The sequence below is a fragment of the Rhabdothermus arcticus genome, assembly GCF_055382915.1.
In genome coordinates this window covers 946,739-971,024 of sequence record NZ_AP043808.1, presented here as the reverse complement: position 1 = coordinate 971,024, position 24,286 = coordinate 946,739, and the positions used below count along the sequence as shown (strand labels likewise).

Annotated in this window: 24 protein-coding genes; 13 read left to right on the top strand and 11 right to left on the bottom strand. The window is 70.8% G+C overall.

Features of this window, described 5'->3' with window-relative positions:
• Positions 1–37: 37 nt before the first annotated feature.
• The 4 genes from ACZ48Y_RS05010 to ACZ48Y_RS04995 are packed head-to-tail and all read left to right on the top strand — an operon-like array spanning position 38 to position 3,729.
• Positions 38–1,210, top strand: a complete 1,173-nt coding sequence (locus ACZ48Y_RS05010) for a S1C family serine protease (protein WP_464739352.1) — start codon at positions 38–40, stop codon at positions 1,208–1,210.
• Positions 1,210–1,752 carry a class I SAM-dependent methyltransferase gene (locus ACZ48Y_RS05005; RefSeq protein ID WP_464739350.1) on the top strand — a complete coding sequence of 181 codons (543 nt, stop codon included), beginning with the start codon at positions 1,210–1,212 and terminating at the stop codon, positions 1,750–1,752. Before ACZ48Y_RS05010 ends, ACZ48Y_RS05005 begins: the two co-directional genes overlap by 1 nt.
• Before the next feature lie 7 nt (positions 1,753–1,759).
• Positions 1,760–2,647 carry a hypothetical protein gene (locus tag ACZ48Y_RS05000; RefSeq protein ID WP_464739348.1) on the top strand — a complete coding sequence of 296 codons (888 nt, stop codon included), beginning with the start codon at positions 1,760–1,762 and terminating at the stop codon, positions 2,645–2,647.
• Complete coding sequence (locus tag ACZ48Y_RS04995) at positions 2,644–3,729, top strand: mechanosensitive ion channel family protein (RefSeq protein WP_464739346.1); 1,086 nt, start codon at positions 2,644–2,646, stop codon at positions 3,727–3,729. The genes ACZ48Y_RS05000 and ACZ48Y_RS04995 overlap by 4 nt, the downstream gene beginning before the upstream one ends.
• Here ACZ48Y_RS04995 and hemW read toward each other — a convergent pair.
• A complete protein-coding gene (hemW, locus tag ACZ48Y_RS04990) occupies positions 3,690–4,796 on the bottom strand; it encodes a radical SAM family heme chaperone HemW (protein ID WP_464739344.1) in 1,107 nt (368 codons plus the stop codon). The two genes, ACZ48Y_RS04995 and hemW, sit on opposite strands and share 40 nt — an antisense overlap.
• Positions 4,797–4,816: 20 nt before the next feature.
• Between hemW and ACZ48Y_RS04985 the strand changes: the two genes are divergently transcribed.
• From ACZ48Y_RS04985 to ccsA, 3 genes are read left to right on the top strand one after another with little or no spacing between them, the layout of a single operon-like run.
• The gene (locus ACZ48Y_RS04985; RefSeq protein ID WP_464739343.1) at positions 4,817–5,518 is read left to right on the top strand and encodes a uroporphyrinogen-III synthase; all 702 of its coding nucleotides are present in this window, start codon (positions 4,817–4,819) and stop codon (positions 5,516–5,518) included.
• A gap of 10 nt (positions 5,519–5,528) precedes the next feature.
• Positions 5,529–6,734 (top strand): glutamyl-tRNA reductase, encoded by a 1,206-nt coding sequence (hemA, locus tag ACZ48Y_RS04980; protein ID WP_464739341.1) that lies wholly within the window; start codon positions 5,529–5,531, stop codon positions 6,732–6,734.
• Positions 6,731–7,471 (top strand): cytochrome c biogenesis protein CcsA, encoded by a 741-nt coding sequence (gene ccsA, locus ACZ48Y_RS04975; protein ID WP_464739339.1) that lies wholly within the window; start codon positions 6,731–6,733, stop codon positions 7,469–7,471. The genes hemA and ccsA overlap by 4 nt, the downstream gene beginning before the upstream one ends.
• Here ccsA and ACZ48Y_RS04970 read toward each other — a convergent pair.
• The 6 genes from ACZ48Y_RS04970 to ACZ48Y_RS04945 form a co-directional block, all read right to left on the bottom strand.
• Positions 7,468–8,889, bottom strand: a complete 1,422-nt coding sequence (locus ACZ48Y_RS04970; protein ID WP_464739337.1) for a sensor histidine kinase — start codon at positions 8,887–8,889, stop codon at positions 7,468–7,470. The genes ccsA and ACZ48Y_RS04970 overlap by 4 nt on opposite strands.
• Positions 8,890–8,956: 67 nt before the next feature.
• On the bottom strand, positions 8,957–9,631 hold the full coding sequence (locus tag ACZ48Y_RS04965; RefSeq protein WP_464739335.1) for a response regulator transcription factor: 675 nt from the start codon (positions 9,629–9,631) through the stop codon (positions 8,957–8,959).
• Between the two features lie 33 nt (positions 9,632–9,664).
• Positions 9,665–10,636: a 2-hydroxyacid dehydrogenase gene (locus ACZ48Y_RS04960; protein WP_464739333.1), complete on the bottom strand. Its 972-nt coding sequence runs from the start codon at positions 10,634–10,636 to the stop codon at positions 9,665–9,667.
• 4 nt (positions 10,637–10,640) lie between these two features.
• Complete coding sequence (locus tag ACZ48Y_RS04955) at positions 10,641–11,264, bottom strand: hypothetical protein (protein WP_464739332.1); 624 nt, start codon at positions 11,262–11,264, stop codon at positions 10,641–10,643.
• 1 nt (position 11,265) lies between these two features.
• Positions 11,266–13,575, bottom strand: coding sequence for an ATP-dependent DNA helicase RecG (gene recG, locus ACZ48Y_RS04950; protein ID WP_464739331.1), 2,310 nt, complete (start codon positions 13,573–13,575; stop codon positions 11,266–11,268).
• Between the two features lie 88 nt (positions 13,576–13,663).
• Positions 13,664–14,122 carry a prepilin-type N-terminal cleavage/methylation domain-containing protein gene (locus tag ACZ48Y_RS04945; RefSeq protein WP_464739329.1) on the bottom strand — a complete coding sequence of 153 codons (459 nt, stop codon included), beginning with the start codon at positions 14,120–14,122 and terminating at the stop codon, positions 13,664–13,666.
• 239 nt (positions 14,123–14,361) lie between these two features.
• Between ACZ48Y_RS04945 and ACZ48Y_RS04940 the strand changes: the two genes are divergently transcribed.
• Positions 14,362–15,189, top strand: coding sequence for a DMT family transporter (locus ACZ48Y_RS04940; RefSeq protein ID WP_464739328.1), 828 nt, complete (start codon positions 14,362–14,364; stop codon positions 15,187–15,189).
• Here the strand turns inward: ACZ48Y_RS04940 and ACZ48Y_RS04935 are convergent.
• A complete protein-coding gene (locus tag ACZ48Y_RS04935) occupies positions 15,176–15,682 on the bottom strand; it encodes an HNH endonuclease (RefSeq protein WP_464739326.1) in 507 nt (168 codons plus the stop codon). The two genes, ACZ48Y_RS04940 and ACZ48Y_RS04935, sit on opposite strands and share 14 nt — an antisense overlap.
• Before the next feature lie 52 nt (positions 15,683–15,734).
• Between ACZ48Y_RS04935 and ACZ48Y_RS04930 the strand changes: the two genes are divergently transcribed.
• From ACZ48Y_RS04930 to ACZ48Y_RS04920, 3 genes are read left to right on the top strand one after another with little or no spacing between them, the layout of a single operon-like run.
• Positions 15,735–16,973 (top strand): aspartate kinase, encoded by a 1,239-nt coding sequence (locus ACZ48Y_RS04930; protein WP_464742750.1) that lies wholly within the window; start codon positions 15,735–15,737, stop codon positions 16,971–16,973.
• Positions 16,966–17,433, top strand: coding sequence for a phosphoribosyltransferase (locus tag ACZ48Y_RS04925; protein ID WP_464742748.1), 468 nt, complete (start codon positions 16,966–16,968; stop codon positions 17,431–17,433). Before ACZ48Y_RS04930 ends, ACZ48Y_RS04925 begins: the two co-directional genes overlap by 8 nt.
• A gap of 22 nt (positions 17,434–17,455) precedes the next feature.
• On the top strand, positions 17,456–17,998 hold the full coding sequence (locus ACZ48Y_RS04920; protein WP_464742746.1) for a 2'-5' RNA ligase family protein: 543 nt from the start codon (positions 17,456–17,458) through the stop codon (positions 17,996–17,998).
• Between the two features lie 7 nt (positions 17,999–18,005).
• Here the strand turns inward: ACZ48Y_RS04920 and ACZ48Y_RS04915 are convergent, their stop codons facing one another.
• Positions 18,006–18,674, bottom strand: a complete 669-nt coding sequence (locus tag ACZ48Y_RS04915; RefSeq protein ID WP_464742744.1) for a peroxiredoxin — start codon at positions 18,672–18,674, stop codon at positions 18,006–18,008.
• A 62-nt stretch (positions 18,675–18,736) separates the two neighbouring features.
• Here ACZ48Y_RS04915 and ACZ48Y_RS04910 point away from each other — a divergent pair, with 62 nt between their 5' ends.
• Positions 18,737–21,007 carry a PD-(D/E)XK nuclease family protein gene (locus tag ACZ48Y_RS04910; protein ID WP_464742742.1) on the top strand — a complete coding sequence of 757 codons (2,271 nt, stop codon included), beginning with the start codon at positions 18,737–18,739 and terminating at the stop codon, positions 21,005–21,007.
• 1 nt (position 21,008) lies between these two features.
• The gene (locus ACZ48Y_RS04905; protein ID WP_464742740.1) at positions 21,009–23,708 is read left to right on the top strand and encodes a UvrD-helicase domain-containing protein; all 2,700 of its coding nucleotides are present in this window, start codon (positions 21,009–21,011) and stop codon (positions 23,706–23,708) included.
• On the opposite strand, the gene ACZ48Y_RS04900 is transcribed toward ACZ48Y_RS04905, so the two are convergent.
• Positions 23,595–23,888, bottom strand: coding sequence for a hypothetical protein (locus ACZ48Y_RS04900; RefSeq protein WP_464742738.1), 294 nt, complete (start codon positions 23,886–23,888; stop codon positions 23,595–23,597). The genes ACZ48Y_RS04905 and ACZ48Y_RS04900 overlap by 114 nt on opposite strands.
• Entirely contained in the window at positions 23,867–24,286 is a 420-nt protein-coding gene (locus ACZ48Y_RS04895; RefSeq protein WP_464742736.1) for an OsmC family protein, read from the bottom strand. Before ACZ48Y_RS04895 ends, ACZ48Y_RS04900 begins: the two co-directional genes overlap by 22 nt.

Sequence of the window (24,286 nt, the reverse complement as noted above, 5' to 3'; positions counted from 1 at the left end):
TCACCCGCCCCTGAGGGCGCCCGTCTAGACTGGGCACATGAAACGCGCGTTGGTACTGCTCTTGCTGTTTTGGGTAGGCACGTTCGTCTTCGCCGCGTATCACGAACAAGAAGGGCTGTTGGAAAACGAGAAGAACACGGTGGAGATCGTCCAGACCCGCGGCCCCGGAGTGGTCTACGTGAGCGTGCGCACCCACCCCCGGGTGGTGCGGCCCAACCTGCCCCCCGGGTTCGAGGACTTCGCGCCGTTCTTCCAGCCCTTCATCGAACCGCCCCGGGAGGGGACCGGCTCCGGTTTCGTGATCGACGAGGCCGGCCACGTCCTCACCAACTACCACGTGGTCAAGGGCGCGGACGAGATCGAGATCCGCTTCAAGGGGGATCCCAAGGCCTACCCGGCGAAGCTGGTAGGCGCGGTGCCACCGATGGACATCGCCCTTTTGAAGGTCGACGCGCCCAAGGAGAAGCTCGTGCCCCTGCCCCTCGGCGATTCGGACAAGGTCCTGGTGGGCCAAAAGGCGATCGCCATCGGCAATCCTTTTGGCCTCGAGTTCAGCGTCACCGAGGGGATCGTCTCCGCGATCCGCAGGAACCCCGGGGTCGAGTCCGGGTTGATCCCCTACCTGATCCAGACCGACGCCGCGATCAACCCTGGCAACTCCGGGGGGCCGCTGATCGACTCCCGGGGTGAGGTGATCGGCATCAACGCCGCGATCCTCACCCCCAGCGGGCAGGTGGGCGCGCCGCAGTTCGCGGGGATCGGCTTCGCCATTCCGATCAACCTGGCCAAGACGTACCTGGCGGAGATGAAATCGGGCAAGACGATTACCGCTGAAGAGATCATCAAGCGGCGTCCCCGCCTTGGGGTCTCGGTGCTGCCGGCCCAGGCGTATCCGGAGAAGATCCGCAAGCGCTACCGGATCCCCGACTGCGGCCTGGTGATTCAGAAGGTGGAGAAGGGAAGTCCCGCGGCCAAAGCCGGGTTGAAGGGGGCGGAGAAGTTCATCTACCTCTACACCCCCGCCGGGGACGTGGTCGAGCTCGGCGTGGGGGGCGACGTGATCGTCGGCGCCGACGGGGTCAAGGTCTGCTCGATCGAGGACTTGCGGGCGGTGCTCTTTGCCAAGAAGCCGGGTGAGGTGGTGCGGCTCAAGATCCGGCGCGGTGACAAGGTGTTGACCGTACCGGTGCGGCTGGCCATCGTCAGGTAGTGCCGCGGGACTGGGAGCGCCACTACCAGGCGGACGCCGGACCTAGCGAGCCCGCGTTCGTGGTGCGCCACTACGCCGCGTGGCTGCCCCCCGGGCCGGTCCTCGACCTGGCCGGGGGGGCGGGTCGGAACGCGTTCTTCCTGGTGCAACGGGGGCACCCGGTGGTGCTCTTGGAAAAGAGCCGGGCCGCGCTCGAGCGGGTGCGCCGGGCCGCCCGCGGGCTCGAGCTCTACGCCCTGCCGGCGGACCTCGAGGACCCCAGCGAACCCCTTCCCCCCGGGGCGTTCGCCGGGGCGGTGATCAGCTACTTCGTCCACCGACCCCTGCTCTACCGGCTGCCGCCCCACCTCGTGCCCGGGGGCCTGCTTTTGATCGAGGGCTTCGACCGCTACGAGGCCTTCCGCCGGGGGCGCCCCAACAGCCCCCACTACTGGGAGCCCTTCGAGCTGGCTCAACCGGTCGCGGGCTTCGAGCTCGTGGCCTTCGGGCAGGGCGCGCGGGGCATGGCCCACCGGACCTTCGCCGTCTGGCGCCGGATATAGTGCCGGTATGCGGGTCGCGATCGAGCTCACCGCCCCGGTGGCCCGGCTTTGGGGCTGGGCGGCGCTGCCCTTGGGGCTGGAGGTGGCCTACCTCCCCCCGGACGGGGACCTGCCCGACGCCGAGCGGCTTTTGCGGGCCGCCCCCGAGGCCTTCGCCGGGGACCCCCGGGCCTATCCCGGCCACCGGGCGGTCCAGGCCGCTGCGGACCGGCTGGTGCGCAAGCGGCTCTTGCGGGCCCTGGGGATCCCCACGCCCCCCTTCGGCCGGGTGCGGAACGCGGGAGAGCTCGAGGCCCTGGGGCTGGTGCACGGCTGGCCGGCCTGGCTCTACCCGCAGCGGGGCGCGGGGCGCCGTTGGCTCGAGGGCCCGGAGCCGCTGCCCGAGGGAACCTACGTCTACGAGCGGGCGCGCTCCTTCGAGCGCACCCTGCTGGGCTTTGCCACCTACGCCAAGGGGCGGCTGACCCGCTGGCCGCTCGCCGAGGCGGCGGGGGCGGCCTGGATGGCGCCCGCCGAGGTGGACCCCGGGCTGATCGCCTGGCTCGACGACGCCCTCACCCGGGTCTTCTTGGCCCTCGGCCACGAGGGGGTGCTGGGGTTCGAGCTCGGGCTGGACGGGGCGAGCCCCTACCTGATCGACGTCCTCCCTTATCCCGATGCTCGGGCCTGGCTCTTTCCCGAGCTCTTCGAGGCCCATTTGCGCGCGGCCCTGGGCTGGCCCCTTCCGGCGCCGGTGCCCTTCGGGGGTCGGGCGCTCTTGATGAACCTCGACCCGGACCGTGCCCGTCGTCATCCCCGGGTACGGCCCTTCGTCCTGGACCGGGCCTACGCGCGGCTGGAGGCCGAGGACCGGTCCGTGCTCGAGGCCGAGTTGGAGGCGCTTCAGGGAGCATGAACCTCGTCGAACCGTTCCAAAGGGCGCTCGAGGACCTCCTCCCCGCGGGCTACGCCGATCCCAAGGCCTGGGCCGCGCTGGGCGGCAAGGTCCTGGCGTTCGCGCTCTTTGCCGCCGTGCTCTACGGCTTCCGCCTGGGGCTGGCCCGGCTCTCCGACCTGGTCTTCAACCGCTTCGGCCCGCGGGTGCGGCGGCACGTCGCCTGGTTCTGGAACCTCGTCTACTGGACCCTGCTCGCTGCCGGGGCGATGAGCGTTTTTGGCCTGGGGCGGCCGGAGGCGGCGCTCTCGGTGGGGGCCAAACTGGTCTTCGCCTACCTGGTCTGGGTCGCCGTCGAGTACGGCATCGAGGCCTACCTCGAGCGCCGCGGGCTGGACCCCAACCTGGTCGTGCTGACCCGCTACCTTTCCCTCGCGCTGCTCCTCGCCTGGACCGCCTACATGGTTGCGGGGCGGGAGATCGCCCCTCTGATCGGGGCCCTGGGGATCGCCGGCCTGGCGGTCAGCTTGGCAGCCCAGGACACGTTTTCCAACTTCATCGCCGGGGTGGTGCTCCTGCTCGACCGGCCGTTTCGCATCGGGGACTGGGTGCGGATCGGGGGCAAGCTGGGCCGGATCGAGAGCATCACCCTGCGCACCACCCGCATCCGCACCCTGGACAACGAGCAGATCGCGATCCCCAACGCCAAGGTGGCCGGGGAGGAGATCCAAAACCTCTCCGCCGGAGGGCCGCTGCGCATCCACGTGCCGGTGGGCGTCGCCTACCGCCACCGCGCCGAGGAGGTGCGGCCGGTCCTGGAGCGGGTGGTCCGCGGGCATCCGGCGGTGCTCGCGCACCCCGCGCCCGAGGTCTGGCTCGTCGGCCTCGGCGACTCGAGCCTGGCGTTCGAGCTCATCGCCTGGATTCCCGAGCCCCAGATCCAGCGCCTGCCCAAGATCGTCGCCGAGCTGACCGAGGCCGCGAAGGCCGCGCTCGACGAGGCGGGGATCGAGATCCCCTTCCCCCAGCGCACCCTGTGGTTCGCCGAGCCCTTGCGCGTCGTTCAGGAGAGCGCGTCCCAGAGCGACGAGACCACCCGGTGAGCGAGGTCCAGGCCGCGCTCGGTGGGCCTGAGGCGCGACCCCAAGACCTCGACCAGGCCGGCCGCCTCAAGGGGGCGGGCGGCGGCGAGGAGCCGGCCCTCGAGGTCCAGCCCGGTGCGGGCGTCGAGCGCCGCCAGGTCCACCCCCTCGCGAAGGCGCATCCCCATCATCAGCGCTTCCCTGACGTGCTCGAGGGGCGGGATGGTCTCCTCCCGCGCGGCCTCCCCGGCGAGCCAGCGAACGAGGGGGGGCGCGGTGCGCCGGATCGCGTAGGCGCCGCCTTTCCGGGCGGGAAGGTGGGCGCTCGCGGCGGGACCGAGGGCGGCCCAAAACCCCATCCGCCAGTAGACCAGGTTGTGCCGGGCGGCCTCGCCGGGGCGGGCGAAGTTCGCGACCTCATAGCGGGTGAACCCGGCCCCGGTCAAAATCTCTCGGGCCAGCGCGAAGGCCTCGGCCTCGCGGTCGGGGTCCTCCTCCAGGCCCATGAGCGCGAAGGGGGTGCCCTTCTCCACCAAGAGGGTGTAGGCGGAGACGTGCCCGACCCCGAGCCGGACCGCCTCCTTGAGGTCGTGGGCCGGGTCCTGGCCGGGCAGGCCTAGAATCAGGTCGATCGAAACCCGAAACCCGGCCTCGAGCGCAAGCTCCACCGCGCGGTAGGCGCCCTTCTTGCGGTGGGCCCGGCCCAGCGTCGAAAGCACCGGGTCCTGAAAGCTCTGCACCCCGATCGAGAGCCGGTTCACCCCTAGGTCGCGGAGCAGGGCGAGGCGGGCCCGGTTGAGGGTGCCGGGGTTGGCCTCGAGCGTCACCTCCGCGCTCGGGGCCAGGGGAAGCCCTAGGTTAAGGAGGCGCACGAGCTCTCGATCGCGCAGGTAGCTCGGGGTGCCGCCGCCGAAGTAGAGGGTCTCCAAGGGGGCGAGGTCCGCGCCGAGGGCCTCGGCCTCCAAGGCGAGCCGGTCGAGGTAGGCCTCGACCGCTCCCTTGGTGCGGCGCACCACGTGGAAGTCGCAGTAGGGGCAGATCGTCGGGCAAAAGGGGACGTGGACGTAGAGCGAGGCAACGCGTGCCAAGGCTTCGTTAGTCTAAGGCCGTGCGCGTCGCCCTGACCCGCCCCGAGGAAAAGGACCGACGGCTCGCGGCCCTGCTCAGGCGGCTCGGCCTGACCCCGGTGGCCATCCCGGTGGTCGCCTACCGCCCGCTTCCCGAGGGCGAAGCGGCGTTTTCCAGGGCCCTCGCCGGGCCTTGGGACTGGTTGGTCCTCACCAGCCCGGAGGCGGCGCGGCAGGCCTTGCGGGTGGCCCGGACCCTGCCCTTCCCGGTCGCCGCCCTCGGCGAGGGCACCGCCCGGGTCCTGGCCGAGGCCGGCGTTGAGGCGGCGTTCCTCCCTCCCCGGGCCGAGGGGAAGGCGCTCGCCGAGACCCTCCCGCTCACCCCGGGAGCGCGCGTCCTCTGGCCCACCTCGGCGCTGGCCGGGTCCGAGTTCGAACGCGCCCTGGCCGCGCGGGGGGCGCGCGTGTTTCGGGTGAACCTCTACACCCTCGGCGCCCAAACGCCGAGCCTCGAGGCCAGACGGGCCGCCGAGACGGTCTTCGCGGTGATGCTCGGCTCGCCCTCGGCGGCCAGGGCCTGGGTTGCGGCCGGGCTGCCGCCAAAGCCCGCGGCCGCGATCGGGGCGCGGACCGCGGCCGCGGCCCGGTCTTTGGGCTTCGACCCGGTGCGCCATCCCGAGCACCCCGGGCTGAAGGGCTGGGTGCGGGCCCTCACCGAGCTTTGTCCCCCCGACGTTGGGTAAACTTGAAAGGATGCGGGCGCCGCCGATCCACCTCGTCGGGCTATCGCACAAGACCGCCCCCGTGGGGGTGCGGGAGTGCGTCGCGGTCAGCGGCGTGCGACTGGCCGCGCTCCTTATGGACTTAAAGCGCGAGGCCGAGGAGGTGGCGCTGGTCTCCACCTGCAACCGCTCCGAGCTCTACCTGGTCGCGCCCCGGCGCGACCCGCTGACGATCTACCAGGACCACCTGGGGCGGTTCCCCGAGCACCTCATCCAAAAGCGGGGAGAGGCCGCGCTCTCGCACCTCTTCTCGGTGGCCTCGGGGCTCGAGAGCCTGGTCGTGGGCGAGGCCCAGATCCTGGGCCAGGTGCGCCAGGCGCTCTTCGCTGCGCGCAAGGCGGGGACGACCGGGCCGCTGCTCGAGCAGGCCTTTCAGCGGGCGGTCTGGGTCGGCAAGCGAGCTCGGGCGGAGACCGGGATCGGGGCCGGGGCGGTGAGCGTCGCCTACGCCGCGGTGGACCTGGCGCGGGCGGTCTTCGGCGAGCTCGAGGGCCGCAGCGCGGTGGTGATCGGGGCGGGGGAGATGGCCGAGCTCGTCCTCACCCACTTCCGCGCCCTGGGGGTGCGCCGGGTGCTGGTGCTCAACCGCACCCTGAGCAGGGCCCAGGCGCTGGCGGACCGCTTCGGCGGCGAGGCCCGGCCCCTTTCCGACCTGCCCCGGGCGTTGCGGGAGGCCGATCTGGTCGTGGCTTCGGCCGCCGCCGAGCGGCCGCTCTTGGGCCTCGAGGACGTGCGCGCCGCGCTCCGCGGCCGCGCCCGGCCGCTCTTCATCATCGACATCGCCTTGCCGCGCAACGTCGCCCCGGAGGTGGGGCGGCTGGACCTGGCCTACCTCTACGACCTCGACGCGCTCGAGGAGGTGGTGGCGAAGAACCTTGCCGCCCGGTTGGCCGAGCGCCCCCGGGTCGAGGCCCTGATCGCCGACGGGGTGGCGGACTACCTGGAGTGGTACGCGGGACACCTGGCGCGGGAGCGGATCCAGCGCGTAGAGACCCGGATCGAGGCCCTCTTCCGCGCGGAGCTCGCCGCTGCCCTGCGCGACCGCCCGGAGGACGATGCCCGGGCGATCGAGCGGCGGCTTTGGCGGGTGGTGGCCAAGGCCAAGCACGCCCTGATCCAGCTGGCCAAGGACGAGGCGATCGGCGATCGGGTGCTCGGGCTCCTCCCCGAGCCATGAGCCTTCTCTTCGCCTTCATCGGGGTGATCCTCCTGGCGTTGGCGATCGCCGGGGGGCTGCGCCGCGCCGGCTGGGCCTCGCTCTTCTTCCTTCTGGCCTTTCTCGCCCACGTCTACGAGACCCGGGCGCCATTTTCCAGCCCCTTTCAGGTGGGGGTGCTGGTGGCGGCCTTCCTGAACGGCTTCGGCCGCTACTACGGCCGCCGTCCGCGGCTTTGGGAGTGGGTGCGGGCGATGGACGCCGCGGCGCTCTTCGTGGTCCTCTTCTCCCTCCACTACTATGACCGCGCAAGCCCCGAGGTGGTCGGGCCGGTGGTCTGGTTCCACGCAGCGGTCTTCTTAATCGCCTACGTGCTCCTGACGCTGGCCTTCCTCGCTGCCTGGCTCGCTCACCTGCAGCACCTGCGCTTAAAGCGCGTCCCCTGGCGGGCGATCCAGGCGCCGCCCCTTCTGACCCTGGCGAGGCTCGAGGCCCCCTACTTCAAGGCCGGCTACGTCTTCTTTACCCTGGGCCTCTTTTCCGGCATGGCCTGGGCCTTTCGCGTCTGGGGCCAGCCCCTGGCCTGGGACGTCAAGGAGATCACCACCCTCGTGGCCTGGGCGCTCTTTACCCTGCGCCTCCTCTTGCCCCCCACGCTGCGCCCGGGGGTGCGGCTCTTGGTGTTGACCCTGGCCTACGCGGCGATGATGGTCGCCTTCTTCGCGGCGCCGCTCTTTGGGGGCCGGCATCCGGTTTAGGGGGCGTGTTCTGGGGGCTCGGCCCGTTTCAGGGCGACGTTGAAGGTCGTGCCCTTGCCCGGCTCGCTCTCCACCCAGACCTCGCCCCCGGAGGCCTCGACGATCGCCTTGACGATAGCGAGCCCCAGCCCGGAGCCGCCGCGGGCGCGGTCCCGGGCCTTGTCCACGCGGTAAAAGCGCTCGAAGAGGTGGGGGAGGTGCTCCTTGGGGATGCCCGGGCCGTCGTCGACGACCTGGAGGATCACCCGCTCGCCGGGCTCGCGCACGCGCAGGCGGATCGTTTTGGCCCCGGCCTTGATCGCGTTGGAGACCAGGTTGGCGAGCACCTGGTGCAACCGGTCGCGGTCGGAAACGACCCAGACCGCTTCCGGAGCGTCGATCTCGATCTCGCCGGCGAAGGTGGGGCCGAACTCGACCGCGACCTCCTCGAGCAGGGAGCGCAGCTCGACGGGCCCCGGGGAAAAGCGCCAGGCGGCCTCGCTCTCGGCGAGCTCCAAGAGGTCGTTGATCAGCTTCTTCATGCGCTCCCCCTCGCGCGCGATGACCTCCAGGCTCTCGAGCTGCTGCGGGCTCGGCTGGGTGCGCCGCCTCAAAAACCCCACGTGCCCGAGGATCGCGGTGATCGGCGTGCGCAGCTCGTGGGAGGCGTCGGCGAGGAAGCGGCGCTGGCTCTTGAAGGCCGTCTCCAGGCGGTCCAGCATGCGGTTCAGGGCCCGGGCGAGCGCCGCGACCTCGTCCGCCCCCTCCGGTTCCGGCAGGGGGTGGAACGCGCGCGCCGAGATCTCCTCAGCCTGGCGCGCGATCGCCTCCAGGGGAGCCAGGGTGCGCTGCATCAGGAGGTGGGCGAGGAGGCCCGCGGCGATCAAGACCAGAAGGGCCACCAGAACGTAGATGCGTACCAGCTGGGTCAGGGTGGTCTCGATGGGCGCGGTGGACTTCCCCACCAAAACCAGAACCGGGATGCGCTGGATGGGCAGGCTGGCCCGGGCCTCGAGCAGCGCCGCCCGCACCAAGAGCCGGAGCGGGGGCTGGCCCGGGCGCTCGAGCTGCACCTCGGCCCAGATCAGCTTCTCGCGTAAAAGCCGCGCGTAGTCGGCGTCGCTCAGGGTGAGGCGGAGGCCTCCGAGGGCCGGGCTCGCGACCAGGGGCACGGCCTCCTTGAGGGCCTGGACCGAGAGCCGGGTTTCGGTGACCAGGTCCACCTCGGCGTAGACGTCCGGGGGCAGGGCCAGGTCCAAGAGGGTCTTGCCCCCGCGGTTGACCAGCCGCACCACCTGCCCCAGGGTCTCGTCGAGCTCCGTGCGCAGCCCCTCGTAGAGGTAGCGGGCCAACAGCGAATAGACCGCGACGCCGATGACCAGAAGGCTCGCGGTCAGCAGGCCCAGGGTGAGGAGGGTGATCCGGGTGCGAAGGGTCATGAGCGCTACGTGGTACGCGGTGCGTCGTGCGTGGTTTTACCACGTACCACGTCCTGCGCACCTCGCACTAGTCTTCCCTCAGAACGTACCCCACCCCGCGCACGGTGTGGATGAGCCGGCGTTCGCCCCCGGCCTCGAGCTTTTTCCGCAGGTAGCCGATGTAGACGTCGACGACGTTGGAGCCGCCCTGGTAGCCGGGCCAGACCTTCTCCTCGATCTCGAAGCGGGAGAAGACCCGGCCGGGGTTGGAGGCCAGGAGCTCGAGGAGCTCGAACTCCTTGTTGGAGAGATCGATCCGCCGCCCCCCGCGGAAGACCTCGCGGCCCTCGAGGTTCAGGATCAGGTCCGCGACCCGGATCTCGCCGGTGATCGCCGGGGTCACCCGCCGCAGGTGGGCCCGCACCCGGGCCAGGAGCTCCTCGATCGAGAAGGGCTTGACCAGGTAGTCGTCGGCCCCGGCGTCCAGCCCCTCGACCTTGTCCTCGACCCGGTCCTTGGCGGTGAGGATGATGATCGGCACGTTGGAGGTCTTGCGGATCGCCCGGGCCACCTCCAGGCCGTCCTTGGCGGGCAGCATCAGGTCCAGGATGACCAGATCCGGCTTCTTCTCCCGAAAGAGCGAGAGCCCGGTTACCCCGTCGTAGGCCGTGAGGGTGCGGTAGCCCTCGGCCTGGAGCTCGAGTTCGATGAAGCGCGCGATGTCCTTTTCGTCTTCCACGATGAGTACCAGCGGGGCATCCATGCCCTAATGGTACCACATGAGAATGAAAGTTTCTCATGATAAAGTATGAGGCACCGGGGTCAGCGGGGGCCGGCCGGAGAGGACGCGAAGGACGTTCTCCACCGCGATTTCGCCCATGCGCACCCGGGTCCTTTCCCCCGCGGAGCCGATGTGCGGGGTAAGGACGACGTTGTCGCGCTCGAGCAGGGGGTGGTCCGGGGGCAGGGGTTCGGGATCGGTGACGTCGAGTCCGGCGGCGAAGAGGGGGCCGTCCTTGAGCGCCTGGACCAGGGCCGGGGTGTCCACGATCGCCCCCCGCGCGGTGTTGACCAGGACGCTCCCCGGCTTCATCCGGGCCAGCCGCCGGGCGTCGAGGAGGCGGTGGGTCTCGGCGGTGAGGGGGAGGTGCAGGCTGACGAAGTCGGCGCGCGCGAGCCCCGCGTCGAGCTCGACGCGGCGCGCGTCCAGCGCCTCGGCCTCGGGCTTGGGCCGGCGGCTGGTGTAGAGGAGCTCGAGACCAAACCCCTTCGCCCGCCGGGCCAGGCGCTGGCCGATCTGGCCGAAGCCCACGACGAAGAGGGTAGCCCCGGAGAGCTCCTTGCCCAGCAGGTGGCCGGGGTTCCAGCAGCGCCAGCGCCCCTCTCTGACCTCGTCCATCCCCTCGCCGAGGCGACGCGCGGCGGCGAGCAAGAGCGCCATCGCCAGATCCGCGGTGGCGTCGGCGAGGACCCCCGGGGTGTGGGTGACCACGATCCCCCGGGCCCGGGCCGCGGCGAGGTCGATGTTGTCCACCCCCACCGCGTACTGGGCGATGACCTTGAGGTTGCGCCCGGCGGCGTCCATCAGCTCGGCGTCCACCCGGTCGTCGACCAGGGTGATCAGCGCGTCCTTGCCGCGCACCTTTTGCAGCAACACTTCCCGGGGCGGGGCGCACCGCCCCGTCCAGGCCTCGACCTGGTGCCCGGCCTCGGTCAGGCGATCGAGCACCCCGCCGGGCAGGACGCGGGTCGCGTAGACCTCCCCCATGCCCCTAGCTTAGGGCCTCCTCGAGGACCGCCTTGGGCCCCCGCGCTTCGAGGGCCTTCAGGCAGTCCAGGATCAGCTGCCCCTGGGCGGCGAGCTCCTCGTAGAGGGTGTTTGGCCGGCGTCGCGGCGGGCCGAGCCGGGCCAGCGCCTCGGCCCAGCGGCGCACCCGGTCCAGCCGGGGATCGCCCCAAAGGCCAGCGAGCCAAAGGCAGTGGGCGAGGCGTTCGTTCTCCAGCCAGCGCGCTCGGCGACGCCCGAGCTTCAAGGCCAGGGCGTGGCCGTACTCGTGGCCGGCGATGAGGTCGAACCCCTCCTCGAGGGCGATCGGCGGGCGGACCCCGGCCTGGCGGAACCCCTCGAGGATGCGGAAGTAGAGCCGCTCGGGAAGCCTGGCGGGGAGGTAGACCTCGCCCCGCCGGGCCGCGGGAAACCCGTAGGGGAGCCTCAGGCGCGCGTGCCAGTCGCCTTCGTCGAGGACGAAGACCTGAACGCGGGGCGGATCGAGCCCCAGCGCGGCCAGCCCCTCGGCGATCCGCGCCAGGTAGGCCTGGAGGTCGCGGGCCTTGAGGGCCGCGCCGCGGCTGGCGTAGACCGGGACCCGGGGGTGGGGGAGGTAGCTAAGGGGCATCTCAGATGACGTCCTCGAGCCCGAGCGCGCGCACCCGGGCGCGGACCTCCGCCTTCAGCCCCCGGTGCTCCGGCCGTTCCAGGGTGGGGTCCGCGTCCAGGACGCGTTTGGCGAGGGTCCTTGCGGCTTCGATGAGCTCGGTGTCCTTGGCCAGCTCGCCGAGCTTGAGCTCGGGCAGGCCGGACTGGCGGGTGCCCCGGAGCTCGCCGGGCCCCCTGAGCTTCAAGTCCATCTCCGCGACGTAGAACCCGTCGCTCGAGGCCTCGAGCACCTTGAGCCGGCGCAGCGTTGCCCTGGAGGCCTCGCCAGCGATGAAGATCGCGTAGCCCGGGTGCGCCCCGCGCCCCACCCGGCCCCGCAGCTGGTGCAGCTGGGCCAGGCCGAAGCGCTCGGCGTTCTCCACGATGATCAGGGTGGCGTTGGGCACGTCCACCCCCACCTCGATCACCGTCGTCGAGACCAGGACGTCGAAGGCGTGGGCGCGAAAGGCGGCCATCACCGCGTCCTTCTCCTTGGCCCCCATGCGTCCGTGCAGGAGCGCGACCCGGGCCTCGGGAAGCAGCCGCTCGACCTCGGTCTTGAGGGCGGTCGCGGCCTTGACCTCGGCCAGCCGCTCGGCCTCCGAGGCCTCGATCATCGGGGCCACAACGAAGACCTGGCGCCCCTCCTGAAGCTGCTTCTTGGCGAACGCGTAGGCCTGAAGCCGGTTCTTCTGGCTGAGGACCCGGGTGCGCACCGGGGTGCGTCCCGGGGGGAGCGCGTCGAGGCGGCTGACCTCGAGGTCCCCATAGAGCGTCAGCGCCAGCGAGCGGGGGATCGGGGTGGCGCTCATCACCAGCACGTCCGGCCGGCCCTGGATCAGCGCCCGTCGCTGCGCGACGCCGAAGCGGTGCTCCTCGTCGATCACCACCAGGCCCAGGCGCTTGAAGGCCACGTCCTCCTGGATCAGCGCGTGGGTGCCGACCACCACGTCCACCTCGCCGGCGCGAACCCGGGCCTTGGCCGCGGCCTTCTCCCGCTCGCTCATCGACCCCACCAGGAGCTCAAGCCGCACCCCCAGCGGGCTCAGGTAGCGGGTCAGGTTCTGAAAGTGCTGCTTGGCCAGCACCTCGGTGGGGGCCATCAGCGCCCCCTGGGCCTCGTTCTTGGCCGCGACGAAGAGGGCCAGCGCGGCGACCACCGTCTTCCCCGAGCCGACGTCGCCCAGGAGCAGCCGCCGCATCTGCCGCTCGGACCGCATGTCTGAAAAGATCTCCCTCGCGACCCGCTTTTGCGCCTCGGTGAGGTCGAAGGGGAGCTGCTCCAGGAAAGCCTCGACCCAGGCCCGCTCCACGCGGAAGGTCTGGCCCTTGAGGGCGCTCTGGCCCGAGCGCAGCATCACCCGGAGCTCGAGGAAGAAGTACTCGTCGAACTTGAGCCGGGCCCGGGCGGCCTCGAGGTTGGCCTCGTCCTCGGGGAAGTGAAAGGAGGCAAGCGCTTCGTCCAGGGGCATGAGCGCCTGCTCCGCGCGGTAGGCCTCGGGCAGGGGGTCGGGAATCGGCCGGGCCAGGCTGAGCCCCTGCCAGACCTTTCGCCTGAGCCAGGCCTGGCTGATGCCCTCCTTCGCCGGGTAGACGGGGACGATGCGGCCGGAGGAGAGGGACTCGCCCTCCTCGGGCTCGAACTCCTCGACCAACAGGCTCTTTTGCCGGCCGCGGAGCTGCACCCGGCCGGTGGCCAGGATGACCTCGCCGGTCCTGAGCTGGCGCATCACCCAGGGCTGGTTGAACCAGACCGCGGTCAGGCCGTAGCCATAGGGGTCCAAAAGCCGGGCCTGGACCAGCTTCATCCCCTTTTTGGGCGTGCGCACCAGGGTCTTTTCCACCACCTTCCCGCGCACCGTGACCTTGGCCCCGGGTTGCAAGAGGCGGAACGCGGGCAGGGCCCGCCGGTCCTCGTGGCGATGGGGGAGGTGGTAGACGAGGTCGCGCAGCGTCCTCAAGCCCAGCTCCCCAAGCCGCCGTGCCGCGGCCTTGCCGAGGGGGGTTTCGGCGAGGGGCATCTCCAGGGAGAGGCCGGCTTCCTCGGAAGGGGCGTCCTCGAGCGCTGGCGCCTCGGCCTCGACGCCGAGCAGCCGGAGCGCCTCGACGAGCCGCCTGCAGCGCTCCGCGCGCTCTGCCCTCGCGTAGCCCGAAAGCAGGCGCAGGATTTCGGGCCGGTCCCTAGCCAGCCGGGCCACCAACTGCTCCAACCCCCCGGCGACCACCCGGTCACGGCAGCCGTCGTTGAGTTCGCGGAGGAGGGGGCGGGCCAAGAGGCGGCCAAGATTCATAAGGCTGAGCTTACTAAAAGCGACAGCTAATGAAAGATGAGGCCGTGCACGGCCTCATCTTCTGCATTTGTGTCAGAGGTGTTATTAACTAGGGATTGCTGCTAGAGCCGCCAGAGCCACCGGTGCTGCCAGAGCCACCGGTGCTGCCAGAGCCACCGGTGCTGCTACCGTAGCTAAATTTGCCGGTGGAGCTATCCCAAGTGATGCTGGTTTCGGAGGCGCCTTGCAGCGTTGCTTCAACGGTGTAGTTGGATCCGTCGCCTTTGCTTTTGACTGTGCACGATTTGACGGCAACTGGTTGGTTTTCCACAAAGGTCGTGCAATTGACACCAGCTGCTGTAATTGAAGTGGGAAGCGAGCCAGTTGGATCACGCTGCGCTTCGACTTCAGTGGCGACATTGCGCACGTAAGCTTGCGCCGCCGTCGTGTTTGCCCGCTTCCGCGCGCTGAGCAGGTTCGGAATCAACACCGCGGCCAAGATGGCGATGATCGCGATGACGATCAAGAGCTCGATCAGCGTAAAGCCTTTGGTCCTGTTCTTCCTCATAGCTACTCCTCCTTCTGGGCTCCGATCAAACATCGGTTACGCGGAGCCCCGGTTAGTGCTGACCCTCATCGGGTCGGTTCGAGTTTAGCCGGAGGTCGTCCCGCGGGGCTTCCCCCAAATGGGGGGTTGCCACCAGGGAATGTTGTGAGGTCGCTCACCATGAGGTTTCGCGACGCGATCGAGCACCGCGCGGAGGCGCTGACCGCGATGGCCCCGGGCCCCGTGTCAGAATGCCCGGCGTGGGCTACCTCTACATCCTGCTCGCGGCCGCGTCCTGGGCGTTGATCGGGCCGGTCGCCAAGTACGCCTTCGCCGCCGGGGTGCGCCCGGCTGAGGTGGCGTTCTACCGCGCCGCGCTCGGGGGGCTGTTCTTCTTCCTGCACGCGGTCATGCGGCGACGCCTGGCGCTGGACCGAGCCGGGGTGGGCCTCGCCGCGGGGTTTGGCGTGGTGGGGGTGGCCGGGTTCTACCTCAGCTACCAGCTCGCGGTGGGCTACGGGGGGGCGGCGCTGGCCTCGGTCTTGCTCTACACCGCCCCGGCCTGGGTGGCGCTGTTCGGGGCCCTCTTTTTGAAGGAGCCGATGACCCGGGCCAAGGTCCTCGCGGTCGTCGTCACCGTGATCGGCGTGGCCCTTCTGGCGGCGGGGGGCGGGCCCCTTTCCGGGGACCTGCGGGGAATCGCCTTTGGCCTGCTCTCCGGGTTTGGCTACGCGCTTTACTACCTCTTTGGCAAGCTCTACTTCGAGCGCTACCCGCCGGAGGCGATCTACGCCCTGGCGCTGCCCGCGGGGGCGCTCGTCCTCGCGCCGGCCGTCCGGGGCCTTCCCCCGCCGGCGGCGTGGGCACCGCTTGTCGTCATCGGTCTGGTCTCGACCTACCTGGCCTACACCTTCTACACGCTGGGGCTCTTGCGCCTCGAGGCCACCCGGGCCAGCGTGGTCGCGACGCTGGAGCCGGTCCTGGCCGCGGTCTTCGCCTACTGGTGGTGGGGGGAGCGGTTCTCGACGCTCGGCTACCTGGGGGCGGGGCTGGTGCTCCTCGCGGTGTACCTGGTCATACGGCGATGAAGTCCCGCCAGGCCTCGGGAAGCTCCTTGGCCTCGAGGACCAGCGCCTCGTAGTAGCGCGGCGCCCGGGGGCGGGCGATCAGCCGCATCCCCGCTTCTTCCGGGGTGCGGCTGCCCTTTTTCAGGTTGCAGGCCTTGCAGGCGGTGACCAGGTTCTCCCAGCTGCTCTTGCCCCCGCGGCTTTTGGGCAGCACGTGGTCCAGGGTCAGCTCGCCCCCGCGTTGCCCGCAGTACTGGCAGGTGTAGCGGTCGCGCCGGAAGACGTTTCGCCGGGAAAGGGCGAGCCGCCCGGGTGGGCGGCGGATCATGCGTTTGAGGCGGACGATGCTCGGCACCGGATAGGGCCGGTTGGGGGTCCGTAGGACCTCGTTCGAGGCCACCACCACCTCCGCCCGGCCGGACTGCACCAGGATGACGCCGCGCTTGATCGAGGTCAGGCCCAGGGGCTCGTAGCCCGCGTTCAGCACCAGGATCCGGGGCGCGTCGAGGTTCACCGCGCTCCACTATACCGAACCCCGGTTTTTCTAGGGTAGGATTTTGGGCAATATGGCGCTGATCGTGCAAAAGTTCGGGGGGACCAGCGTCGGCGACCTGGACAAGATCAAGAAGGTCGCCCTTCGGGTGGCCCACTACCGGGAGGCGGGCCACGACCTGGTGGTGGTGGTGAGCGCGATGGGGAAGACCACCGACGAGCTCATCAATCTGGCTCGGCGGGTGAACCGTCGCCCCAGTCCCCGCGAGCTCGACCTCCTGACCACCATCGGGGAGCAGAAGTCGGCAGCGCTCTTGGCGCTCCAGCTCGAGGCCCTGGGGGTGCCCGCGCGGGCCTTCGTGCAGCACCAGATCGGCATCATTACCGACGGCCGCTACACCAACGCGCGGATCCTCGAGGTGCGGCCCGAACGCATCCAGCGGGCGCTCCGCGAGGGGAGGGTGGCGGTGGTCGGGGGCTTCATGGGTACCACCCCGGAGGGGGAGGTGACGACGCTCGGCCGCGGCGGCTCGGACACCACCGCGGTGGCCCTGGCGGCGGCCCTCGGGGCCAAGGAGGCGGAGATCTTCACCGACACTGAAGGGGTCTACACCACCGACCCGCACCTGATCCCCGAGGCGCAAAAGCTCCCCTTCATCGGCTACGACCAGATGCTCGAGATGGCCGCGCTGGGGGCCAAGGTCCTCCACCCCCGCGCGGTCTGGTACGCCAAGCGCTACGGGGTGCGCTTGCACGTGCGCTCGAGCTTTTCCTACAACCCCGGAACGATCGTGGCGGAGGAGACGACGATGCAGCTGGCAAGACCGGTGACCGGTGTGGCGTTGGATTTGGAGCAGGCGGAGATTGGCTTGATCGGCATCCCCGATCGCCCCGGGGTCGCGGCCAAGGTCTTCGAGGCCCTGGGTCAGGCGGGGATCGCGGTGGACATGATCATCCAGGGCGTGCCAGGGCACGAGGAGAGCCGCACCCAGATGGCCTTCACCGTGCCCAAGGACTACGCCGAGGACGCGCTCGGCGCGCTCGCGCCGGTGCTCGAGGCGCTCGGCGGCGAGGCGGTCTTGAACCCCGAGATCGCCAAGGTCTCGATCGTCGGCGTGGCCCTCGCCAGCACCCCGGGGATCCCCGCCCGGATGTTCGAGGCGGTCTCCCGGGTGGGGGCGAACATTCACATGATCGCCACCAGCGAGGTGCGCATCAGCGTGGTCATCGACGCCGAGCACGCCGAGGCGGCGCTCAAGAGCGTGCACCAGGCGTTCGAGCTCGACAAGCCCCTGGAGGAGACCCGTGAATAAGGTGCGCTTCACCTGGGACGACATCCTCGAGCACACCCGCACCCTGGTGAAGCAGCTCGAGGGCCAGACCTTCGACGCCCTGTTGGCCATCACCCGCGGGGGGATGATCCCCGGGGCCCTTCTCAGCGAGGCGCTGCACATCCGCAACGTGATGAGCGCGGCGGTGATGCTCTACGACGACACCGAGCGCACCCGGGAAGAGCCCCACTTCCTGCAGTTCCCGGTCGACGCCCTGATCCTCGACAAGCGGGTGCTGGTGGTCGACGACGTCTGGGACTCCGGGCGCACCGCGGTGGCGGTGCGGCGGCGGGTGGAGGAGGCCGGGGGCGTCCCTACCCTCGCGGTGCTGCACTACAAGCCCAAGCACTCCGCCTACCCTGACGACCGCCCCGATTACTACGCGCTGGAGACCGACGCCTGGATCGTCTACCCCTGGGATCCCGAGAGCTGGCTCGACTAGGGCGGGTGCTATACTTGCCCAAGTGTACGGCGTTCTGGCCTGGCCTCCCGAAGACCTCAGCGCCTTCATGGAGGCGCTGCAGGAAACCTACGGGGTCAAAGGCTACGGGCCGCCCCACCTGAACCTGCGCCAGCCCTTCAAGTGGCGCTGGAGCGAGGAGGCCTTGCGCCGCGGCGTCGAGGGGATCCTCCGCGGCCATCAGCCGTTTCGGGTGCGCCTTGGGGACTGGCGGGTGTTCGAGAACAAGGGCGCGGTCTACCTCCGCGCCTACGGGGGAAGCGCCTTCGAGCGTCTCTACAAGGCGCTCGAGCCCTTGGCCCCGCCGGAGGCTGAGATCGAGGGGCCGGCTTACATCCCCCACCTCACCCTGGCGCTTGGGCTCGACCCGGAGGCCGCCTACGACCTGGCCCGAAGGCTCCCCCCGCCGCCCCGCAAGTCGTTCTTGCTCAAGGAGGTCGCCCTGGTCAAGGACGAGGACGGCGGCCAGCTCGTGGAGATCGCCCGCTTGCCCCTCGGGCTGGAAACAAGGACGCGGGCGCACGCCGCGCCCGCGTCCTCGTCCTAGCCTTCGATCAGGCGGTCTTGAAGCGCAGGTACCAGCGCTTGAACTCGGCGTACTCGTCCTTCTTGGCCTCGTCCTTCTTGACCTCCTCGATCGTCGCCGGGGGTGGGACGATCGCCGGCTCACCGGGCCGCCAGTTCGCCGGGGTGGCGAGGCCGGTCTTGTCGGTGAACTGCAGGGCGTCGATAAAGCGCAGGATCTCGTCGATGTTGCGGCCGGTGGAGAGCGGGTAGTAGAGGACGCCGCGCACGATCTGGTCGGGGTCGATGATGAAGACCGCCCGCACCGCCGCGGTCTCGGACTGGGCGGGGTGGATCATCCCGTACTTGGTGGCGACCTTCATGTCCAAGTCGGCGATGACCGGGAAGTCGATCGTCACCCCGCTCATCTCCTCGAGGTCCTTCACCCAGGCCAGGTGGCTGTAGATCGAGTCGATCGAGAGGCCGATGAGCTGCACGTTGCGCGCTTCGAACTCCTTTTGCGCCCGGGCGAAGGCCATGAACTCGGTGGAGCAGACCGGGGTGAAGTCCGCGGGGTGGGAGAAGAGCACCACCCACTTGCCCTTGAAGTCCGAGAGCTTGACGATGCCCTTGGTGGTCTTGGCCTCGAACTGAGGCGCGGGATCGCCGATCTTGGGCAGGCTGGGTTGAGCTTGGGTCTCGATGGTTTCCATAATCATTACACCTCCAGGGGGTATTCTATGACCGCGCCCGCCGGATGTCAAGGCGTACCATGCGAAGGGTGCGGGGCTATCAAGATCCGGTCATCGCCGAAGGGGCATCGCGGCTCTTCGAACGGGCCCGGGCGGCGGCGCGCTCGGGCCAGCGGGTGCGCTGGATCACCCTGCCCTCGCTGCGCGACGACGCCCTGGTGCGCCTGGCCGCCGATGGGGCGCGGCTCGGCGTCGACGCGCTGCACTTTCAGGCCCTCTACCTCGAGGCCCTCGCGGCCAAGGACCCCCCGAGCGGGCTGATCGGGACCGGGGAGCGGGTAGCGCGGGTCGCCGAGCTCTTGTACCAGCGCGACTGGCTCCTCGCTCCGGGAATGGCCCGGCTTTACGCGCGGGCGATCGCCGAGCTCAAGCGGTTTGCGCTCTCCCCGGAAGCCCTCCCCGGCGACGACCGCGAGGTCCGCCGCCTGGCCGAGGTCTACGCCGCCTACGAGGCGGAAAAGGGGGACGGTCTGGACCCCGACGACGTCGCCTGGCTCGCGGTGCGCCGGGCCGAGGCCGGCGCGCTGCCCGTCGAGGGCGATGCGTTCTTCGTGGCCGGCTTCTTCGAGCTGGCCCCGCGGGAGCTCCGGTTTTTGCGGGCGCTGGATGGAACGAAGGAAGTGCACCTGGTCCTTCCCGAGGACCCCGGGGTGGGCCTTGTGCCGCTCACCCCGAGGCCCAACCGGCGTCGGCTCTTGCGCGCCGAGAACCCGGTGCACGAGCTGCGCTACGTCCTCGGCGAGGTCAAGGCGGACCTCCTCGCCGGGGGACGCGACCCTTCGGAGGTGGCGATCGTCGCTCCCGAGGGGAAGCTCGCTGAGCTCGAGCTCCTCGCCCGGGAATACCAGATACCCCTAACCAACGAGGCCTACCGCAGCCTGGCCGAGACCGAGGACGGTGGCCGCTTGGTGGCCAAGCTGGCCTTCGCCGAGCACCCCACGGGGGAGGGGCTTTTCCTCTTTCCCGGCTTCGAGGCCCTGGCCGGGGAAGCGCTCACCCTCGGGGTGGCGGGCTGGGAGGCCCTCGCCCGGCTCGCCGAGCAACGCGGCGAGACGGCCGCGCTGGCTTCCTTGCGCGCGCGCCTGACCCCGGACGCGGACCCCCTGGCCTGGGCGGAGGCCCTGATCGAGGAGGACCCCGAGCTCAAGGAGAGCCCTTTCAAGTCGCTCTTTTTGGAGCGCGCACAGGAGGCCCTCACCGCAAGTGGGGGCCGGGCCTTTCCCGCCTGGTGGAAGGGGTTTTTGGAGAGCGTGCGGTCGCGGCGCCGGGAGCGCGCCGGGGTGGCCCTCCTCACCCCCGACGCCGCGCTCGGCCGCCGCTACAAGAAGGCCTACCTGGTCTACGCGGTCGCCGGCCACTGGCGCGTGGGGGAGCGGGAGGACTACTTCTTTCCCGAGGAGGTGCGGCGCGCCTGGCCTGTGCTTTTTCGGGAAGACGGGGTCCTGCCCCGCCGGCTGCGCGGACGCGACCGGCGCTTTTGGGAAGGGGTCCTGGCGATCGCCGACGAGGTGGTGATCAGCTATCCGGACACCGAGGGCGGGCAGCCCTTGAGGCCCGAGACGGGCCTCGTGCGGGACCTTTCCCCCGTGCCCATGCCCCGTCCGCGGCCGGCCTCGCCGCTGCGTTTTTCCCCGCGTCGGCCGCGAGGGGAGCGCTTCCCCGCCCTTCCCGCGCCGCGGCACCTCGCCGAGGTCGAGCGCTGGGACCGCGCGGGGCGCTGCGGCTTCAAGGCCTGGGTCGCGCACCAGCGGTTGTTCGAGGGGCTGGATCCACCCTGGGCCGAGCCGGGCTGGGAGGAGGCCTGGCGGTCGCTGGTCCGGGCCCAGCGTGAGGGGACGCCGCCGCCCGACGAAGCGTTGGCGGCCTTCGCGATGACCAAGGAAGAGTGGGCAAGCATGCAGTTTTGGCGACGCGTCCCCCACCCCGAGCTCGCGGTCCCTTTGGTGGTCGAAGGGCTGATGCCAACGAAGGGGGCGGTCCGGGTCTACCTCTTCGACGGCGAGATCCCGAAGGGCCAGGAGAAGGCCCGGGAAAGGGCCAGGCGGGGGGTGAACGCGATCCTCGCCGCGGCGGCCCTCGCCGAGCGCTACCGGGCCGAGGTCTGGGTCTGGGGGCTGGGGGGGCGGCCGGTGCTGGCCTACACGATGGACATGCGCAGCCGCGCGATCCGCACCCTGGTGGAGCATCGCCTGGAGCGGGCCAAGGCCTTGCTCAAGGCCTGGGACGCGGCCGAGGCCCGGCCGGTGCCCGGGTGGCACTGCCGGCGCTGCGCGTTCGGGGACCTTTGCCGGAGGGCCTGAGATGGACGTGCTCCTTGCCTCGGCGGGAACCGGTAAGACCTATGCCCTGGTGGCGCGCTACCTCGAGGCCCTCAAGGCCGCGCCCCCCTACCGTATCGCCGCGGTGACCTTCACCCGGGCCGCGGCGGCCGAGCTCGAGGCCCGCCTGATCGCCCGCTTGTTCGAGGTGGCCGAGGACGCGGCGCACCCGCTCGCGCCCCGTGCCCGGGCGTACGCCGAGATGATCCCCGCCGCCCCGATCGGCACGATCCACGCCTTTTTCGCCGCGTTGCTCCGCCAGCACGCCCCCTTCGTCCACCTGGACCCCGAGTTCTTGCGGATCGAGGCCGAGGAGGCGGGGCTGCTCTTCGACGAGGAGGTCCGCAGCCTGCTCTTCGAAGAGGAGGGGGCGCCGGACGGGGCGCTGCTTGCGGACCTGATCGCGCTCTTCGAGCGCCGGTCCCTGGCCGAGCGGCTCGTCCCCGAGGGGCCGCAGGCGGCGGTCCGGGGAAAGCGCTTCGAGCGGGCGCTGGCCCGCTATCAGGCGCGGCTTGCGGGCCAGCTGCTGGGGCCGACCGAGCTCGAGCACCTGGCTTTGCGCCTGCTGGGGCGGGCGCAAAACGACGCGGCGCTGGCCGCGCGCATCCAAAGCCGCCTCTTTGCCGTCTTCGTCGACGAGTATCAGGACACGAGCCCCTTGCAGGGCGAGGTCTTTTCCCGTCTCGAGGCCCTTGGGGTGCGGCTCGTCGTCGTCGGGGACCCCAAGCAGTCGATCTACGCCTTTCGCAACGCCGACGTCGAGGTCTTCCGCCGCGCTTTGAGACGGGCGCGGCGGACCGAGACGCTCTCCGTCAGCTACCGCCACGCCAAGCGGCTGGTCGCCTTCTTGAACCGGCTCACCGGGGCGTTCGCGGAACAGGAATGGGGCTTTTCCAAGGCCGAGGCCCCGCCGGTCTCGCCCCGCCCGGGGGCTCCCGAGGGGCGAGTCTGGCTCTACCGCGTGGTGGGGGAGGCGCCGATCGCCGAGCTCAGGGCCAAGGAGGCCGCGGGGGTGGCCGACTGGGTCTGGCGGGAGGCGATGGCCCGGGGAGAAGGGGCTCCGGCCTGGGACCAGGTCGCGGTCCTGGTGCGCAGCCGCACCGCCTACGAGGCGCTCCGCGGGGCGCTCGAGGCCCGCGGCGTCCCCCACGTCTTCGTCGGGGCCCGGGGGTTTTTTCAGCTGCGCGAGGTGCGCGACCTGGTGCAGGCCGCCCGCGCCGCCCTCAACCCCGGGGACCGGCTGGCGCTCGGCGCCTTCTTAAGGGGCCCGTTCGGCGGGCTGGACCTGGTGGCGATGGGCCGGGTCCTTGCGGCCGAAGACCCCCTTCAGGCGCTCACCGGGTTTCCCGAGGTCAAGGACCGGCTCGATCGGATCCGCGCGCTCAGCCAGCAGGAACAGCCCGAACGCTTTTTCGAGCGGCTCGCGCGGGCGCCCCTCCTCGACGGGCAGAGCTACCTCGAGACCCTCCCGCCCCAGGCCCGGGCCAACGTGGACCGGCTCCTCTTGCTGCTCGCCAACAAGCGGGTCGCGCGGCTGGAGCTCTTGCTCCGCGAGCTCGAGGAGCTGAGAGCGCTGGACGCCGAGGCCGAGGTCGCGGAGGGGGGCCTCGACGCGGTGCGCGTCTACACCTTCCACGGTGCCAAGGGGCTGGAGTGGCCGGCGGTCGCGGTCTTCGACTTGGCCCGGGGCAGTCCGCCGCGCAAGGACCGGGTCTACGTCGAGCCGGAGCGTGGCCTCTTCGCTTTTCCCGGCGACCCCGCCTTTTTGCGCTTCGAGGCGGCCTGGAAACAGCGCGAGGAGGAGGAGGCCTTTCGCCTCCTCTACGTCGCCTGTTCCCGCCCCCGGGAGGCGCTCTTGATCAGCTACGCGGTGCCCCTCAGGAAGGGACGGCCGGCGCCCCAGGGCCTGGCCCGCTGGCTGGAGGCGATCGGGCTGGACCGCTGGGACGAGGTTGAGGCCTTCGTCCCCCAGCCCCCTCCGTCCGCCCCGGCGCAAAGGGCGCCTGCCGACCCGCCCGCGGACCCCCGGCTCAGCGCGCCGATTCCCCAAAGTCCCTGGCCGCGGGTGACCTCGCCCAGCGCGATTAAGGCCGAGCGCCTCAAGGGCCCGGTTCACGGGGAGGACGCGATCCACGCCGAGCCCGATCCTCTGGGCCGAACCCTGGCCCGGATCGCCGGCACCCTCTTCCACTACGCGGTGGCCGCGAACTGGGGCCCCGAGCGGCTGGATTGGCTCTTGGCCCAGGAGGCCGCCCAGGGCCTGGACCCCAAGAGCCGGGCGCGGCTCGCCGAGGAGCTCGTCACCCTGCTGGAGGGCTACCGGGCCCTCCTCGGGACGCAGCTGCCCGCGCTCGAGGCCCGGGACGAGGACCACGCCGAACGTCCCTTCGTCCTGCCCTACCGGGGGACGGTGATCGAGGGGGTGATCGACCGGCTCTACCGGGTGGGGTCCGTGTGGTACCTCGAGGACTACAAGACCGACCGCCCGGGTCCCGACCTCCGCGCCCAGGCCGAGGCTGCGGGCTACGACTTCCAGCTCGCGGTCTACGTCGAGGCGGTGCGGCGCACCCTAGGCGTCCGGCCCCAGGCCCGGCTCGTCTTCGTCCGCGCCAAAGAGCTCGTCGCGTATACGCCAGAGGCGCTCCAGGCCGCCCTCGACCGCCTCGACCTGCTCGAGGGCTAGCTCGCGGGCCTGCCAGCCCTCGACCTCCTTGCCCATCCGCACCAGCACCTCGGCGAGCAAAAAGCGCAGCACCGGGTCCTCGCCGAGGGCCAGGGCCTGGCGTAAGCGCTGCGCCGCCGCGGGCTCCTCGCCGCGGGCCAGGTGGGCCTTGACCTCGGCTAGGAGGCGTGCTCGTCCCAAGGCTCGACGACGACCTCGAGCGTGATCTCCGCGTTGAGGTTGGCGGAGACCGAGCAGAACTTCTCGTGGCTCAGCTCCGCCGCGTGGCGCAGAGCCTTTTCCGTGACCCCGGGCCCGGCGCCGATGTGGCGCACCAGGATCTTGGTGTAGCGCTTGGGGTGCTTGTCCGCCCGCTCTCCGACGACCTCGACGCGGTAGCGGGCCAGCGGGGTGCGCTTTTTCTTCATGATGCTGACCACGTCGTAGGCGGTGCAGGAGCCCAGCGAGGCCAGGAGCAGCTCCATCGGCCGCAGGCCCAGCGGCGGGTTCTCCCCGTCGATGACGATCCGGGTGGCCTGTTCGTTTTCGGCGAAAAAGCGGAACCCGCAGATGTGCTGGACGACGATCGTCTTCTTCAT

Bases quoted from the DNA above. Each gene is read 5' to 3' on its own strand.
- ACZ48Y_RS04995 (WP_464739346.1), top strand. From the start codon at position 2,644: ATGAACCTCGTCGAACCGTTCCAAAGGGCGCTCGAGGACCTCCTCCCC.
- ACZ48Y_RS04915 (WP_464742744.1), bottom strand. From the start codon at position 18,674: ATGATTATGGAAACCATCGAGACCCAAGCTCAACCCAGCCTGCCCAAG.
- ACZ48Y_RS04970 (WP_464739337.1), bottom strand. From the start codon at position 8,889: ATGACCCTTCGCACCCGGATCACCCTCCTCACCCTGGGCCTGCTGACC.
- recG (WP_464739331.1), bottom strand. From the start codon at position 13,575: ATGAATCTTGGCCGCCTCTTGGCCCGCCCCCTCCTCCGCGAACTCAAC.
- ACZ48Y_RS04905 (WP_464742740.1), top strand. From the start codon at position 21,009: ATGGACGTGCTCCTTGCCTCGGCGGGAACCGGTAAGACCTATGCCCTG.
- ACZ48Y_RS04960 (WP_464739333.1), bottom strand. From the start codon at position 10,636: ATGGGGGAGGTCTACGCGACCCGCGTCCTGCCCGGCGGGGTGCTCGAT.
- hemA (WP_464739341.1), top strand. From the start codon at position 5,529: ATGCGGGCGCCGCCGATCCACCTCGTCGGGCTATCGCACAAGACCGCC.
- ACZ48Y_RS05000 (WP_464739348.1), top strand. From the start codon at position 1,760: ATGCGGGTCGCGATCGAGCTCACCGCCCCGGTGGCCCGGCTTTGGGGC.
- ACZ48Y_RS04895 (WP_464742736.1), bottom strand. From the start codon at position 24,286: ATGAAGAAGACGATCGTCGTCCAGCACATCTGCGGGTTCCGCTTTTTC.
- ACZ48Y_RS04945 (WP_464739329.1), bottom strand. From the start codon at position 14,122: ATGAGGAAGAACAGGACCAAAGGCTTTACGCTGATCGAGCTCTTGATC.
- ACZ48Y_RS05010 (WP_464739352.1), top strand. From the start codon at position 38: ATGAAACGCGCGTTGGTACTGCTCTTGCTGTTTTGGGTAGGCACGTTC.
- ACZ48Y_RS04965 (WP_464739335.1), bottom strand. From the start codon at position 9,631: ATGGATGCCCCGCTGGTACTCATCGTGGAAGACGAAAAGGACATCGCG.
- ACZ48Y_RS04930 (WP_464742750.1), top strand. From the start codon at position 15,735: ATGGCGCTGATCGTGCAAAAGTTCGGGGGGACCAGCGTCGGCGACCTG.
- ccsA (WP_464739339.1), top strand. From the start codon at position 6,731: ATGAGCCTTCTCTTCGCCTTCATCGGGGTGATCCTCCTGGCGTTGGCG.
- ACZ48Y_RS04955 (WP_464739332.1), bottom strand. From the start codon at position 11,264: ATGCCCCTTAGCTACCTCCCCCACCCCCGGGTCCCGGTCTACGCCAGC.